General features: G+C 67.4%; 14 protein-coding genes and 1 pseudogene. All 15 read right to left on the bottom strand.

Annotated features, from left to right (window positions below):
• Position 1: 1 nt before the first annotated feature.
• The gene (locus CDO44_RS25450) at positions 2 to 748 is read right to left on the bottom strand and encodes an ABC transporter ATP-binding protein (protein ID WP_087783007.1); all 747 of its coding nucleotides are present in this window, start codon (positions 746 to 748) and stop codon (positions 2 to 4) included.
• Positions 745 to 2565, bottom strand: coding sequence for an ATP-binding cassette domain-containing protein (locus tag CDO44_RS25445; RefSeq protein WP_087783006.1), 1821 nt, complete (start codon positions 2563 to 2565; stop codon positions 745 to 747). The genes CDO44_RS25450 and CDO44_RS25445 overlap by 4 nt, the downstream gene beginning before the upstream one ends.
• Complete coding sequence (locus CDO44_RS25440) at positions 2562 to 3596, bottom strand: branched-chain amino acid ABC transporter permease (protein ID WP_087783005.1); 1035 nt, start codon at positions 3594 to 3596, stop codon at positions 2562 to 2564. The genes CDO44_RS25445 and CDO44_RS25440 overlap by 4 nt, the downstream gene beginning before the upstream one ends.
• A 45-nt stretch (positions 3597 to 3641) precedes the next feature.
• Positions 3642 to 4790, bottom strand: a complete 1149-nt coding sequence (locus tag CDO44_RS25435; protein WP_087783135.1) for an ABC transporter substrate-binding protein — start codon at positions 4788 to 4790, stop codon at positions 3642 to 3644.
• A 77-nt stretch (positions 4791 to 4867) separates the two neighbouring features.
• A complete protein-coding gene (gene tatC, locus CDO44_RS25430) occupies positions 4868 to 5632 on the bottom strand; it encodes a twin-arginine translocase subunit TatC (protein ID WP_233146350.1) in 765 nt (254 codons plus the stop codon).
• 454 nt (positions 5633 to 6086) lie between these two features.
• Positions 6087 to 6276, bottom strand: a pseudogene (gene tatB, locus CDO44_RS28435) (Sec-independent protein translocase protein TatB); the annotation flags it as partial.
• 167 nt (positions 6277 to 6443) lie between these two features.
• On the bottom strand, positions 6444 to 6683 hold the full coding sequence (gene tatA / locus CDO44_RS25420; protein ID WP_087783002.1) for a Sec-independent protein translocase subunit TatA: 240 nt from the start codon (positions 6681 to 6683) through the stop codon (positions 6444 to 6446).
• 61 nt (positions 6684 to 6744) lie between these two features.
• The gene (locus CDO44_RS25415) at positions 6745 to 7098 is read right to left on the bottom strand and encodes a histidine triad nucleotide-binding protein (RefSeq protein WP_087783001.1); all 354 of its coding nucleotides are present in this window, start codon (positions 7096 to 7098) and stop codon (positions 6745 to 6747) included.
• A gap of 1 nt (position 7099) precedes the next feature.
• Positions 7100 to 7441 (bottom strand): phosphoribosyl-ATP diphosphatase, encoded by a 342-nt coding sequence (locus CDO44_RS25410; RefSeq protein ID WP_087783000.1) that lies wholly within the window; start codon positions 7439 to 7441, stop codon positions 7100 to 7102.
• Positions 7438 to 7869, bottom strand: a complete 432-nt coding sequence (gene hisI / locus CDO44_RS25405) for a phosphoribosyl-AMP cyclohydrolase (RefSeq protein ID WP_087782999.1) — start codon at positions 7867 to 7869, stop codon at positions 7438 to 7440. The genes CDO44_RS25410 and hisI overlap by 4 nt, the downstream gene beginning before the upstream one ends.
• Positions 7869 to 8648, bottom strand: coding sequence for an imidazole glycerol phosphate synthase subunit HisF (hisF, locus tag CDO44_RS25400; RefSeq protein ID WP_087782998.1), 780 nt, complete (start codon positions 8646 to 8648; stop codon positions 7869 to 7871). Before hisF ends, hisI begins: the two co-directional genes overlap by 1 nt.
• A gap of 196 nt (positions 8649 to 8844) precedes the next feature.
• Positions 8845 to 9597 (bottom strand): 1-(5-phosphoribosyl)-5-[(5-phosphoribosylamino)methylideneamino]imidazole-4-carboxamide isomerase, encoded by a 753-nt coding sequence (hisA, locus tag CDO44_RS25395; protein ID WP_087782997.1) that lies wholly within the window; start codon positions 9595 to 9597, stop codon positions 8845 to 8847.
• 84 nt (positions 9598 to 9681) lie between these two features.
• Complete coding sequence (gene hisH / locus CDO44_RS25390; protein ID WP_087782996.1) at positions 9682 to 10314, bottom strand: imidazole glycerol phosphate synthase subunit HisH; 633 nt, start codon at positions 10312 to 10314, stop codon at positions 9682 to 9684.
• On the bottom strand, positions 10311 to 10898 hold the full coding sequence (hisB, locus tag CDO44_RS25385) for an imidazoleglycerol-phosphate dehydratase HisB (protein WP_087782995.1): 588 nt from the start codon (positions 10896 to 10898) through the stop codon (positions 10311 to 10313). Before hisB ends, hisH begins: the two co-directional genes overlap by 4 nt.
• Positions 10899 to 10939: 41 nt before the next feature.
• Positions 10940 to 12277 (bottom strand): histidinol dehydrogenase, encoded by a 1338-nt coding sequence (gene hisD / locus CDO44_RS25380; RefSeq protein ID WP_087782994.1) that lies wholly within the window; start codon positions 12275 to 12277, stop codon positions 10940 to 10942.
• Positions 12278 to 12343 lie beyond the last annotated feature (66 nt).

Raw genomic sequence — 12343 nt, 5'->3', positions numbered from 1 at the left:
CCTACCGCTTCCCCAGCCCCAGGTAGCTTTCCACCACCCGCGGGTCGTCCGCCAGCTCGTGGGCCGGCCCGGACAAGATTACCTGCCCGGTCTCCAGGACGTAGGCATAGTCGGCGGTCTGCAGAGCGGCCCGCGCGTTCTGCTCGACCAGCAGGATTGCCACGCCGCGCCGCCGCAGCTCGGCGATGATGAGGAAGATTTCCTTGACGATGCGCGGGGCCAGGCCCAGCGACGGCTCGTCCAGCAGCAGCAGCCGCGGCTTGGCCATGAGGGCCCGCCCCAGCGCCAGCATCTGCCGCTCGCCGCCCGAGAGCGTGGCGGCCAGCTGGCGGCGGCGTTCCTTCAACCGCGGGAACAGCGCGTAGACCTCTTCCATGGAAGCGGCCTGGTCGCGGTGGCCGGTGCGATAGCGCTGGAAGGCGCCGAGCAGCAGGTTGTCCTCGACGCTCATCTCGCCGAACAGCTCGCGCTTTTCGGGCACGAGGTTCAGGCCGGCGGCGACCATGTGCTCGATGTCGACCCGCCGCTGGAGCCGGCCGTCCACGCTGACGGTGCCGCGCGCGGGCAGCAGGCCCATGATGGCCGACAGCAAGGTGGTCTTGCCGGCGCCGTTGGGTCCGATCACCGTCACGATGGTGCCTGCCGGCACCGTCAAGTCTATGCCATGGAGCGCCTCGACCTTGCCGTAGGAGACGGACAGGCCCGAGACCTCGAGCAATGGCGCGGCCGCTGCCGCCGGACCCGTCATTCCACACCTCCCAGATAGGCTTCGAGCACGCGCGGGTCGCGCTGCACTTCCTCGGGCAAGCCCTCGGCGATTTTTTCGCCGAATTCCATCACGACCACGCGGTCGGCCAGGCCCATGACGAAATCCATGTCGTGTTCGACCAGCAGGATGGCCATGCCCTCGGCGCGCAGGGCGCGCAGGGTTTCGGACAAGGCCTGCTTCTCGAGATAGCGCAGGCCGGCGGCCGGCTCGTCCAGCAGCAGCAGGCAGGGATCGGCACAGAGCGCGCGGGCGATCTCCAGCATGCGCTGCTTGCCCAGCGGCAGCGAACCCGCCGGCAGGTGCAGCGCGTCGCCCAGGCCCACGCGGCGCGCCTGGCGGGCCGCCTCGGCCAGCAGCCGGGACTCCTCCCGGCGCTCCAGGTGCAGGCTGCCGAGCACCAGGCCGGACAACAGGCCCTTGCGCTCGCGCAAATGAGCCCCGAGGGCGATGTTCTCGAGCACGGTCATCTGCGGCAACAGCCGCACGTGCTGGAAGGTACGGCCCAGGCCGAGCGCCGCGATCGTCCGGGAGGGTCGGCCGGTGACGTCCTGGCCACGGAAGATCACCCGTCCCGAGGTGGGATCGTCCACGCCGGACAAGAGGTTGAACATCGTGCTCTTGCCGGCGCCGTTGGGGCCGATCAGGGCCAGCACCTCGCCCGCCGGCACGGAAAAACTGATGTTGTTGTTGGCCACCAGGCCGCCGAACTGCTTGGTCAGGCCCTGGGCCTCGAGCACGATTTCGCCGTGCGCCGGCTGCACGCGGCGCGCCAGCGGCGGCGCCTCATCATCGATGGCGCGCTCGGCATGCGCCAGCGGCAGGAACCGCCGGGCCAGCCGCACGATGACGGGCCAGAGGCCGTCCGGAGCGCGCTGCAGCGCCACTACGAGCAGGATGCCGAAGACGATGCTTTCGAAATTGCCCGAGGCTCCCACCAGGGCGGGCAGCAGGTCCTGCAGCCATTGCTTGAGCATGGTGACCAGGCCCGCACCGACCAGCGCGCCCCAGACCTGCCCCGCGCCGCCGATGACCGCCATGAACAGATACTCGATGCCGATATGCAGCCCGAACGGCGTGGGGTTCACGAAGCGTTGCATATGGGCGTAGAGCCAGCCCGAGACGCAGGCCAGCAGGGCGGCGATCATGAAGATGGCGATGCGCGAGCGCGCGGTGTCCACCCCCATCGATTCGGCCATCACCATGCCCCCCTTGAGGGCCCGGATGGCGCGCCCTTCGCGCGAATCGAGCAGGTTGCTGACCACCAGCATGGCCAGCAGCAGCACGGCCCAGATCAGCCAGAACAGGTGCCGGCCCTTGGACAGGTCGAGCCCGAATATCGAGATCGGCGGCAGGCCCGACAGCCCGGTGTGGCCGCCGAGGAAGTCCAGCGTCCCGAAAAGAAAATACAGGCTCAGGCCCCAGGCGATGGTGCCCAGCGGCAGGTAGTGCCCCGACAGGCGCAGCGCGATGGCGCCCAATACCCAGGCGGCGACGCCCGTCACGACGAGGCCTGCGGCCAGGCCGAGCCAGGGCGAGCCCCCCAGCCAGGCGAAGGCGGGCGGCAGCGTGGCAATGGACAGCCAGGCGCTGGTGTAGGCGCCCAGCCCCACGAAAGCCGCCTGGCCGAACGAAGTCAGGCCGCCCACCCCGGTGAGCAGGACCAGCCCCAGGGCGACCAGGGCGTACAAGCCTATGTAGTTGAGCAGCGTGACGGTGAATTCCGACATGCCGAACACGGCCGCGACCAGCAGGACGATGCCGGCGCCGACGAACCAGATGGGACGCAGCCGCATCATTCTTCCTCCACGTGACGGGAGGCAAGCGAACGCCAGATCAGCACGGGGATGATCAGCGTGAACACGATGACCTCCTTGTACGCGCTGGCGGCGAACGACGAGAAGGCTTCGAGCAGGCCGACCAGGACGGCGCCCGCCGCCGCAAGGGGATAGCTCGCCAGGCCGGCGATGATGGCGGCCACGAACCCCTTCAGGCCGATCAGGAAGCCGGTGTCATAGTAGATGGTGGTGATGGGCGCGATGAGGATGCCTGAGAACGCGCCGATCAGCGCGCACAGCGTAAAGCTCAGCTTGCCGGCCAGGCTGGTCGGTATGCCCATCAGCCGGGCGCCTACCCGGTTGACGGCGGTGGCGCGCAGGGCCTTGCCGTACAGGGTGCGGCCGAACACCACGGTCAGCGCGAAGATGAGCACGATGGAGCAGCCCACCACCCACAGGGTCTGGGCCGAAATGGGTATGCCGCCCAGTTCGAAGCTGCCCTCGGAGAAAGGGGGCGTGCGCGACCCTTCGGCGCCGAAGAACAGCAAACCCAGGCCCACCATGGCGACGTGCACCGCGACCGAGACGATCAGCAGCACCAGTACGCTGCTCTCGGCCACCGGCTGGAAAGCCAGGCGCCATACCATCGGCCCCATGGGCACCACGGCCAGCAGCGCGAAGACGATCTGGACCGCCAGCGGGAAGTCCTGGAAGTCGACGAACCGTGCCACCGCGAAGATGACGGCCGGATAGAGCAGATTCCAGCCCGCCGCCCGCGGAATGTGGCGCCAGTCCCCTTGGCGCCAGGCGCTCCAGAGCTCCACCACCATGACCGCGCAACCGCCGATGACCAGCAGCCATACCGTGCCCGGCAGCTTGCCGGCCTGCAGCGCGGCCAGCGTCAGCGCCCCCCAGGCGACGAATTCGCCCTGGGGGATGAAGACCACGCGCGTGACCGTGAAGGCCAGGACCAGCGCCATGCCCAGCAGGGCATAGATGGCGCCGTTGACGACGCCGTCCTGGATGAGGAAAAGGGCGATCTGCAAATCCATGTCGACTCCGGCAGGGCCGGAGGTCCGCCCTGTTCCGTCTGGAGATTATTTAATGAGCTTCCAGGCACCGTTTTCGACGGTCACCATCACGCGCGACCGGTTGTCCAGGCCGACGTGGTCCGTGGCGCTCATGTTGAACACCCCATGCGCGCCGGCCACATTCTTGACGTTTTCCAGCGCGTCGCGCAAGGCTGCGCGGAACTCCGGCGTGCCCGGCTGCGCCTTCTTGAGCGCGACCGGCACCGCGGCCTCGATCAGCTTGCCGGCGTCCCAGGCATGAGCGCCGAAAGTGGACACCGAGCCCTTGCCGTAGGCGGCCTCGTACTTCTGGACGTACTCCGTGGCCGAAGCCTTGACCGGGTTGTCCGCAGGCAGCTGGGCGGATACCAGCACCGGGCCGGCCGGCAGGAAAGTGCCTTCGATGTCCTTGCCGCCCACGCGCAGGAAATCGTTGTTGGCCACGCCGTGGGTCTGGTAGTACTTGCCGCGGTAGCCGCGTTCCTTCAGCGTTTTCTGGGGCAGTGCGGCGGGCGTGCCGGCGGCGCCGATCAGCACGGCATCGGGCTTGGCCGCGATCATCTTCAGCACCTGGCCGGTGACGGAGGTGTCGGTGCGGTTGTAGCGCTCGTTGGTCAGCACCTTGATGCCCGCGGCCTGCGCCACCTTGGAGAACTCCTGGTACCAGCCCTCGCCATAGGCGTCGGCAAACCCGATAAAGGCGACCGTCTTGACCTTCTGGCCCTGCATGTGCTCGACGATGGCTTTGGCCATCTCGGCGTCGTTCTGCGGGGTCTTGAACGCCCAGCGCTTCTTGGCGTCCTGCGGCTCCACGATGATGGCCGAGGCCGCCATGGAAATGACCGGCGTGCCGGTCTCGGCGGCGACATCGACCATGGCCAGCGAGTTGGGCGTGATGGTGGATCCGACCATCACGTCGACCTTGTCCTCGGTCACGAAGCGGCGCGCGTTCTTGACAGCGGTCGTGGTGTCGCTGGCATCGTCCAGAACGATGTAGTTGACCTTCTGGCCCGCGATGGTCTTGGGCATCAGGGCGAACGTGTTCTTCTCGGGTATGCCCAGCGACGCGGCCGGGCCGGTGGCCGACACGTTGACGCCCACGGTGATGTCGGCCTGAGCGGCCACGGCGAAGACGGCAAGGCCCATGGCCACGCCCAGTTTGCTCAAGGAAAACATGAAGGTCCCCACTTGTTGTTCGTTCTGGAATGGAATCCCCTGCCCCCGGCCGGGTGCGGCACAAGGGGCGGCCGGGCTCAGACTTTCTCGATGGCGGTCGAATCCGATTCGCGCTTCTTGATGAACCGGGCCGCCAGCAGGCCCAGCTCGTAGAGCACGCATAAAGGTACCGCCAACAGGAACTGGCTGACAACATCCGGCGGCGTGACCACCGCGGCCAGCACGAAAGCCCCCACCACCACGTACCCGCGCGCCGCCGACAGCTTGGCGACGGTGGTCACGCCGGTCTTGACCAGCAGCACCACGGCCACCGGCACCTCGAACGTCAGCCCGAACGCCAGGAACATCGTCATGACGAAGTTCAGGTAGGCCTCGATGTCCGGGGCGGGCGTGATGGATTGCGGCGCGAAGGTGGCGATGAAATGGAAGACGGTCTTGAAGACAACGAAATAGCAGAAAGCCATGCCCGCCAGGAACAGCACGGTGCTGGACACGATGAGCGGCAGCGCCAGCCGCTTCTCGTGCTGGTAGAGGCCCGGCGCGACGAAGGCCCAGGCCTGGTACAGCACGAAAGGCAGCGCGATCACGAAGGACGCCAGCAGCGTCACCTTGACCGGCACCATGAACGGCGTGATGACGCCGGTGGCGATCATGCGGGTGCCGGGGGGCAGCGTGGCCAGCATGGGCTGTGCCAGCACGTCGTAGATGGCCGAGGCGCCAGGATAGAGGAACAGCACGATGAACACGGCGACCACGGCGATGATGGCCCTGAGCAGCCGGTCGCGCAGCTCCACCAGGTGCGAGATGAAGCTGTCCTCTTGCGATGCGTCTTTTTCAGTCACGTTCTTTCGCGTACCGTCGATGCCTCGGCCGGCTGGCCGGCGGCAGGTTGATTGACAGCCGGCGGCAGCAGGTCGGCCGGGAACAGCGAACCCTGGGCCGGGTCATGATCGGGCAAGGCGTCTTGCGCGGGTGCCGGCTCGCCGGCGGCCGCGCCAGGCTCGGCCGGCGGGGTGGCCGCGGCAGTCGCTGCAGCCGCCGGGCCGGCTGCTGTCGGGGCCGGGCGCGGCGCCTGCGGCTCGGGCGCGGGCTGGCCGTGGCCGGCATCGGTACCGATCGCGGCCGTATCCGCGGCAGCATCCGCCGAAGGCTCCGGCAGCGACTCCGACGCGGCGGCCTTGACTTCGCGCGCGGCTTCCTCGACGGTTTGCTGGACTTCGTTGAACCCTTTGTTCAGGTCGTCGACGTTGGTCCTGACGGTGGTCTCGAGCGAGCGCGCGGCGTCTTCCATTTCCTTGCGCAGGTTGCGCAATTCCTCGAGCTCCATTTCGCGCCGGATGTCGCTCTTGACGTCGCTGACGTAGCGCTGGGCCCGGCCCAGCAGGTGGCCGACGGTACGGGCCACCTTGGGCAGCCGCTCGGGGCCGATGACGATCAGCGCCACCACCCCGATGGTGAGAAGTTCGGTAAAACTGACGTCGAACATTCAGCGCCTGTGGGGGGAAGCCCACCCCGGGCGGTCTTCGACCGCGCCCCTCGAGGGGCGGCACTGGCGGACCGGCAAAGCCGGATCCGCAGTGCCCTCGGATGGGCAGGTTGTTGTCATGGCGCGGAGCGCCTTCGTGTTAGTCATGGATCTGGAGGGAGGCCCTATCAGGTCCGTTCTTTTTCTTTGGCTTCCACGTCGATCGTGTCGGCGGAAACGCGCTTGGGATCGGCGGAGGTGCTTTCCGAGTTCGAAGCCGCGGCGTCGCCGCCTTCCTTCATGCCTTCCTTGAATCCCTTCACGGCGCCGCCGAGATCCTGCCCGAGATTCTTCAGCTTCTTGGTGCCGAAGATCAGGACCACGATCACGAGAACAACCAGCCAGTGCCAAATGCTAAAGCTACCCATTACATGCTCCACGCCTTGCGGCGGATAATCGTCCAGTCAAATACGGGCGGAAACCGCCGGCTCAGTTGCGCTTCCAGGGGCGAGGGCCGCCTATCACGTGATAGTGCAGGTGCGGCACCTCCTGCCCGCCGTCCGCGCCGTTGTTGGCGACCAGACGGAACCCCCCTTCGGGCCCGGGGCGGCAGCCCTGTTCGAGCGCCAGGCGGGGGATCAGAACTTGCATTCTACCCAACAGCGGTACGTCGCTTGCGGCCACCTCCTGCAGCGAGGCGACGTGCCGCTTGGGAATGACCAGAAAGTGCACGGGCGCGATGGGGTTGATGTCGTGGAAGGCGAAGATCTCGTCGTCTTCGTAGACCTTGCGCGAGGGGATCTCCCCCCGCGCGATCTTGCAGAAAATACAGTTGTCGCTCATCTCATTGGTTCGTGGCGTTGCCGCTTCTCGCGGCCTTTTCATCCAAACCCGACAAGCCCTCGCGCCGCGCGAGCTCGGCGACGACCTGTTCGGGACGCAAACCGTAATACTCCAGCATGACGAGGCAATGAAACCAGAGATCGGCGGTCTCGTAAATGATCTTTTCGGGCACGCCATCCTTGGCCGCCATCACCGTCTCGGTGGCCTCCTCGCCGATCTTCTTCAGGATGCCGTCAGGTCCCTTGCTGAGCAGGCGGGCCACATAGGACGAATCGGGCGAACCGCCCCGGTCGGGCCGGCGGCTGGCGATCGTGTCGGCCAGCCGCGCCAGGAAATCGTTCATTTGTAGATGCTCTCCGGATCCTTGAGGACCGGGTCGGTCTCGACCCACCGCGCGCCGCCCTCGCCTTCGGTTTCCAGGCGGCGGTAGAAACAGCGCTCGCGCCCGGTATGGCAGGCGATGCCGCCGACCTGCTCGACCCGCAGCAAGACCACGTCGCCATCGCAATCGAGCCGGATCTCGCGCACACGCTGCACGTGTCCGGACTCCTCGCCCTTGCGCCACAGGCGGTTGCGCGAACGCGACCAATAGGTGGCATTGCCGGTGCGCAGGGTCTCGCGCAGCGACTCGCGGTTCAGGAACGCGAACATGATGACCTTGTCGGTCGTCACGTCCTGCGCAATGCCGGGCACCAGGCCATGTTCGTCGTAGACGATGGCGTCGAGCCAGGCTTCCTGGTCCGCGGAAAGGGTATCGGTCGTGGCCGCCATCAGTCGTCCAGCCTCATGCGTATGCCGCGCCCGGCCATGAAGCGCTTGGCCTCCTGCACCGTGTGCTGCCCATAGTGGAAGATGCTGGCGGCCAGCACCGCGTCGGCATGGCCTTCGGTGATGCCGTCCGCGAGGTCCTGGAGCGAACCGACGCCGCCGGAGGCGATCACGGGAATCGACACCGCGTCGGAGACCGCGCGCGTCAACGCAAGGTCGAAGCCCGACCGCGTCCCGTCCCGATCCATGCTGGTGAGCAGGATCTCGCCGGCGCCGTACTCGGCCATCTTGCGTGCCCATTGCACGGCATCCAGCCCGGTGGCGTTGCGCCCGCCATGGGTGAACACCTCCCAGCGCGGCGCCTCGCCCTCGGCCGAGACGCGCTTGGCGTCGATGGCGACGACGATGCATTGCGCCCCATAGCGCCCGGACGCCTCGCGCACCAGCTCGGGATTGGTCACCGCCGAGGTATTGATGCCCACCTTGTCGGCTCCGGCGTTCAGGAGCCGGCGCACGTCCGCCACCTGCCGCACCCCGCCGCCCACGGTGAGCGGAATGAACACCTGCGACGCCACCTGCTCGATCACCGAAAGAATGATGTCGCGCTGGTCGCTCGAAGCGGTAATGTCCAGGAACGTGATCTCGTCCGCGCCCTGCTCGTCATAGCGGCGCGCAATCTCCACCGGATCCCCGGCATCGACCAGATTCACGAAATTGATCCCCTTGACGACCCGCCCGGCGGTCACGTCCAAGCAAGGAATGATACGTCGCGTCAACATCACAGAATTCCAAAAATACTCGTCACCTGGAGCGAAAAACACCCCAGGTCAGCCCTATACGATACGCCGATTCCCCCCACGCCGCCGAGAAGCAACGCCCCACAAAATCGCCGCTCCCCCGCCAGCCCAGTGGTACCCCAGGGCACCGCGGATCCGGCTTTGCCGGTCCGCCAGTGCCGCCCCCCTGGGGGGGCGCCCGTCAGGGCGCAGGGGGGGGGCTCAATTCATCTGCCCGGGCCTGCGCCGCCTGGAAATCCAGCGTGCCCTCGTAGATGCTGCGGCCCAGGATGGCGCCTTCCACGCCTTCGTCCTCCACCGCGCAGAGCTTCTCGATGTCGGTCAGGTTGGCGATGCCTCCCGAGGCAATGACGGGAATGCGGACGTGCTGGGCCAGCTTGACCGTGGCCTCGACGTTGACGCCCGACAGCATGCCGTCGCGGCCGATGTCGGTGTAGATGATGGACGAGCAGCCGTAGTCCTCGAATTTCTTGGCCAGGTCGGTCACGTCGTGGCCGGTCAGCTTGCTCCAGCCATCGGTGGCCACCTTGCCGTCCTTGGCGTCGAGCCCGACGATGATCTGTCCGGGAAAGGCACTGCAGGCGTCGTGCAGGAATCCCGGGTTCTTGACCGCGGCGGTACCGATGATGACGTAGGAAATGCCGTTGTCCAGGTAGCGCTCGATGGTGTCGAGGTCGCGGATGCCGCCGCCGATCTGGACGGGGATTTCGTCGCCCAGGGCCTCGACGATGGCCTTGATGGACGCCTCGTTCTTGGGCTTGCCGGCCACGGCGCCGTTCAGATCGACCAGGTGCAGCCGGCGCGCTCCCTGGTCCAGCCAATGGGTGGCCATGGCGGCGGGTTCTTCGGAGAACACGGTGGCATCGTCGAGATCGCCCTGGCGCAGGCGGACACAACGACCGTCTTTGAGATCAATCGCGGGAATGAGAAGCATGGCGAATCAGGGTGTCGTTCGTATCGGGAAGCACTGACTGGGCGACTAGGCGAAAAAGAGCAGCCGTACCTCGGCGGGCGGGGTTCATGGGTTCCATCCCACGAAATTCTGGTAAATGCGCAAGCCCGCGCCGGCGCTTTTCTCGGGGTGGAACTGGGTTGCAAAGATGTTATCTCTCGCTACCGCGCAGGTAAAGGCGAGGCCGTAATCGGATTGCCCGGCAATTACCCCTAGATCGGCAGGCGCCACGTAGTAGCTGTGGACGAAGTAGAAATAGGTCCCGTCGGCCACGCCGTCCCAGAGGGGATGGGATAGCGTCTGGCGCACGCGGTTCCAGCCCATGTGCGGCACCTTCAGGCGTTCCGGCCCCTCGAAGGGAGGGCCGGCGAAGCGGACCACCTCGCCCTCGAATATGCCCAGGCCGTCCGCAGGGCCCTCTTCGCTGCGCTGGAACAGCATTTGCTCGCCCACGCACACGCCCAGCAGCGGCTTGGTCCGGGAGGCTTCGACCACGGCCTCTCGCAGGCCGGTTTCCTCCAGGTACCGCATGCAATCGGGCATCGCGCCCTGGCCCGGAAACACCACCCGGTCGGCGGCCCGCACCCCGGCCGCATCGCTGCAGATGCGCACCTCGGCCTCGGGAGCGACGTGTTCGAGCGCCCGGGCAACCGAGCGCAGGTTGCCCATGCCGTAGTCGACGACGGCAATGCGGGTCATAGCACCCCCTTGGTCGACGGCACGGCGCCGCCGGCGCGCGGATCGACCTCGAGCGCCATGCGCAGGGCCCGGCCGAAGGCCTTGAACACCGTCTCGCACTGGTGATGGGCATTGACGCCGCGCAGGTTGTCGACGTGCAAGGTCACCAGGGCGTGGTTGACGAAACCCTGGAAGAATTCGCGCGTCAGGTCGACGTCGAACTGGCCGATCATCGCGCGCGTGAACGGCACGTGGAACTCCAGGCCGGGGCGGCCCGAGAAATCCACCACCACGCGCGAAAGCGCCTCGTCCAGCGGCACGTAGGCGTGGCCATAGCGGCGGATGCCGGCCTTGTTGCCGACCGCCTTGGCCACCGCCTGGCCGAGCGTAATACCGACGTCCTCCACCGTATGGTGGGCGTCGATGTGCAGGTCGCCCTCGGCCACGATGTCGATGTCGATCAGGCCGTGGCGCACGATCTGGTCGAGCATGTGGTCCAGGAACGGCACGCCGGTCTGCAGGTTCTGCTTGCCGGTGCCGTCGAGGTTGACGACCGCGCGGATGCGCGTTTCGTTGGTATTGCGGGTGATCTCGGCGGTGCGCATGATCGTTTCCGGGTAGTCTCGTTGAAGGGGCGGCGTCGGTTTCATGGCGAGCCGGCAGGCTGCCCTTGGGCGGCCGGACCATCGTCCAGGCGGTATTCGGCGCTGCGCGCATGCGCCTGCAGCCCCTCGCCGTAGGCCAGGGTGGCGGCAACGCGTCCCAGGGTCTGCGCGCCGGCGCCCGATACCTTGATCAGGCTGGACCGTTTCTGGAAATCGTACACGCCCAGCGGCGAAGAGAACCGCGCGGTGCGCGAGGTCGGCAGCACGTGGTTGGGTCCCGCGCAATAGTCGCCCAGCGATTCGGAACTGTGCGGCCCCATGAAGATGGCGCCGGCGTGCCGGATCAGGTCGGCCCAGCGCTCGGGCTCGGCGGTCGAGATCTCCAGGTGTTCCGGGGCGATGTCGTTGGCGATGGCGCACGCCTCGGCCAGGTCCCGCACGAGGATCAGCGCGCCGCGGTTGGCCAGGCTGGTGCGGATGATGTCGGCGCGCGGCATGGTCGGCAGCAGCCGGGCGATGGCGGCCTCCACGGCGTCGACATAGGCAGCGTCGGGACACAGCAGGATGGCCTGGGCCAGTTCGTCGTGCTCGGCCTGGGAGAACAGGTCCATGGCGATCCAGTCGGCCGGCGTCTTGCCGTCGCAGATGACGAGAATCTCGCTGGGACCCGCGATCATGTCGATGCCCACGGTGCCGTACACGCGCCGCTTGGCGGCCGCGACGTAGGCATTGCCCGGGCCGACTATCTTGTCCACCGGCGCGATGGACGGCGTGCCGTAGGCCAGCGCGCCCACGGCCTGGGCGCCGCCGATGGCGATCGCGCGGTCCACGCCGGCGATGGCGGCGGCCGCGAGCACCATGGGATTGCGCACGCCGTCGGGCGTGGGCGTGACCATGACGACTTCCCCGACGCCGGCCACCTTGGCCGGGATGGCGTTCATCAGCAGCGACGACGGATAGGCCGCCTTGCCGCCGGGCACGTAGAGCCCCACGCGGTCCAGCGGCGTGACCTTCTGCCCCAGTACGGTGCCGTCGGCCTCGGTGTAGGTCCAGGTCTCGGCGCGCTGGCGCTCGTGGTAGGCGCGGATGCGGTCGGCGGCCGCCTCCAGCGCCAGGCGCTGGTCGCGCGGCAGCGCGTCGAGGGCCGCGGCCCAGTCGGCGCGCGGGATGTCCAGCTCCTGGATGGACGAGGCCTGCACCCGATCGAAGCGATGGGTATATTCGAGCACGGCGCCGTCGCCGCGCGTGCGCACGTCCAGCAGGATATCGGCCACCGCCCGTTCGATGGAAGCGTCTTCGGACGCTTCGAAGGCCAGCAGCGATTGCAGGCGGGCTCGGAAGTCGTCGCTACGGGTGTCGAGTCGGTTGATGAGGGACATAACTAGCTCTGCAAAGTCGGTTTCCGGAGGGCAGCCCGGCCCCGCGCCGGGAGGCGCGGCGGCAAT

This window comes from Pigmentiphaga sp. NML080357, from assembly GCF_002188465.1.
In the GTDB taxonomy this organism is placed as follows: Bacteria; Pseudomonadota; Gammaproteobacteria; order Burkholderiales; family Burkholderiaceae_B; genus Pigmentiphaga.
This window is presented reverse-complemented; position numbering and strand designations above follow the sequence as displayed.

What these genes read in the sequence shown, in the direction of transcription:
- CDO44_RS25450 (WP_087783007.1), bottom strand. Translation starts at nt 748, where the DNA reads ATGACGGGTCCGGCGGCAGCGGCCGCGCCATTGCTCGAGGTCTCGGGC.
- CDO44_RS25445 (WP_087783006.1), bottom strand. Translation starts at nt 2,565, where the DNA reads ATGATGCGGCTGCGTCCCATCTGGTTCGTCGGCGCCGGCATCGTCCTG.
- CDO44_RS25440 (WP_087783005.1), bottom strand. Translation starts at nt 3,596, where the DNA reads ATGGATTTGCAGATCGCCCTTTTCCTCATCCAGGACGGCGTCGTCAAC.
- CDO44_RS25435 (WP_087783135.1), bottom strand. Translation starts at nt 4,790, where the DNA reads ATGTTTTCCTTGAGCAAACTGGGCGTGGCCATGGGCCTTGCCGTCTTC.
- tatA (WP_087783002.1), bottom strand. Translation starts at nt 6,683, where the DNA reads ATGGGTAGCTTTAGCATTTGGCACTGGCTGGTTGTTCTCGTGATCGTG.
- CDO44_RS25415 (WP_087783001.1), bottom strand. Translation starts at nt 7,098, where the DNA reads ATGAGCGACAACTGTATTTTCTGCAAGATCGCGCGGGGGGAGATCCCC.
- CDO44_RS25410 (WP_087783000.1), bottom strand. Translation starts at nt 7,441, where the DNA reads ATGAACGATTTCCTGGCGCGGCTGGCCGACACGATCGCCAGCCGCCGG.
- hisI (WP_087782999.1), bottom strand. Translation starts at nt 7,869, where the DNA reads ATGGCGGCCACGACCGATACCCTTTCCGCGGACCAGGAAGCCTGGCTC.
- hisA (WP_087782997.1), bottom strand. Translation starts at nt 9,597, where the DNA reads ATGCTTCTCATTCCCGCGATTGATCTCAAAGACGGTCGTTGTGTCCGC.
- hisH (WP_087782996.1), bottom strand. Translation starts at nt 10,314, where the DNA reads ATGACCCGCATTGCCGTCGTCGACTACGGCATGGGCAACCTGCGCTCG.
- hisB (WP_087782995.1), bottom strand. Translation starts at nt 10,898, where the DNA reads ATGCGCACCGCCGAGATCACCCGCAATACCAACGAAACGCGCATCCGC.
- hisD (WP_087782994.1), bottom strand. Translation starts at nt 12,277, where the DNA reads ATGTCCCTCATCAACCGACTCGACACCCGTAGCGACGACTTCCGAGCC.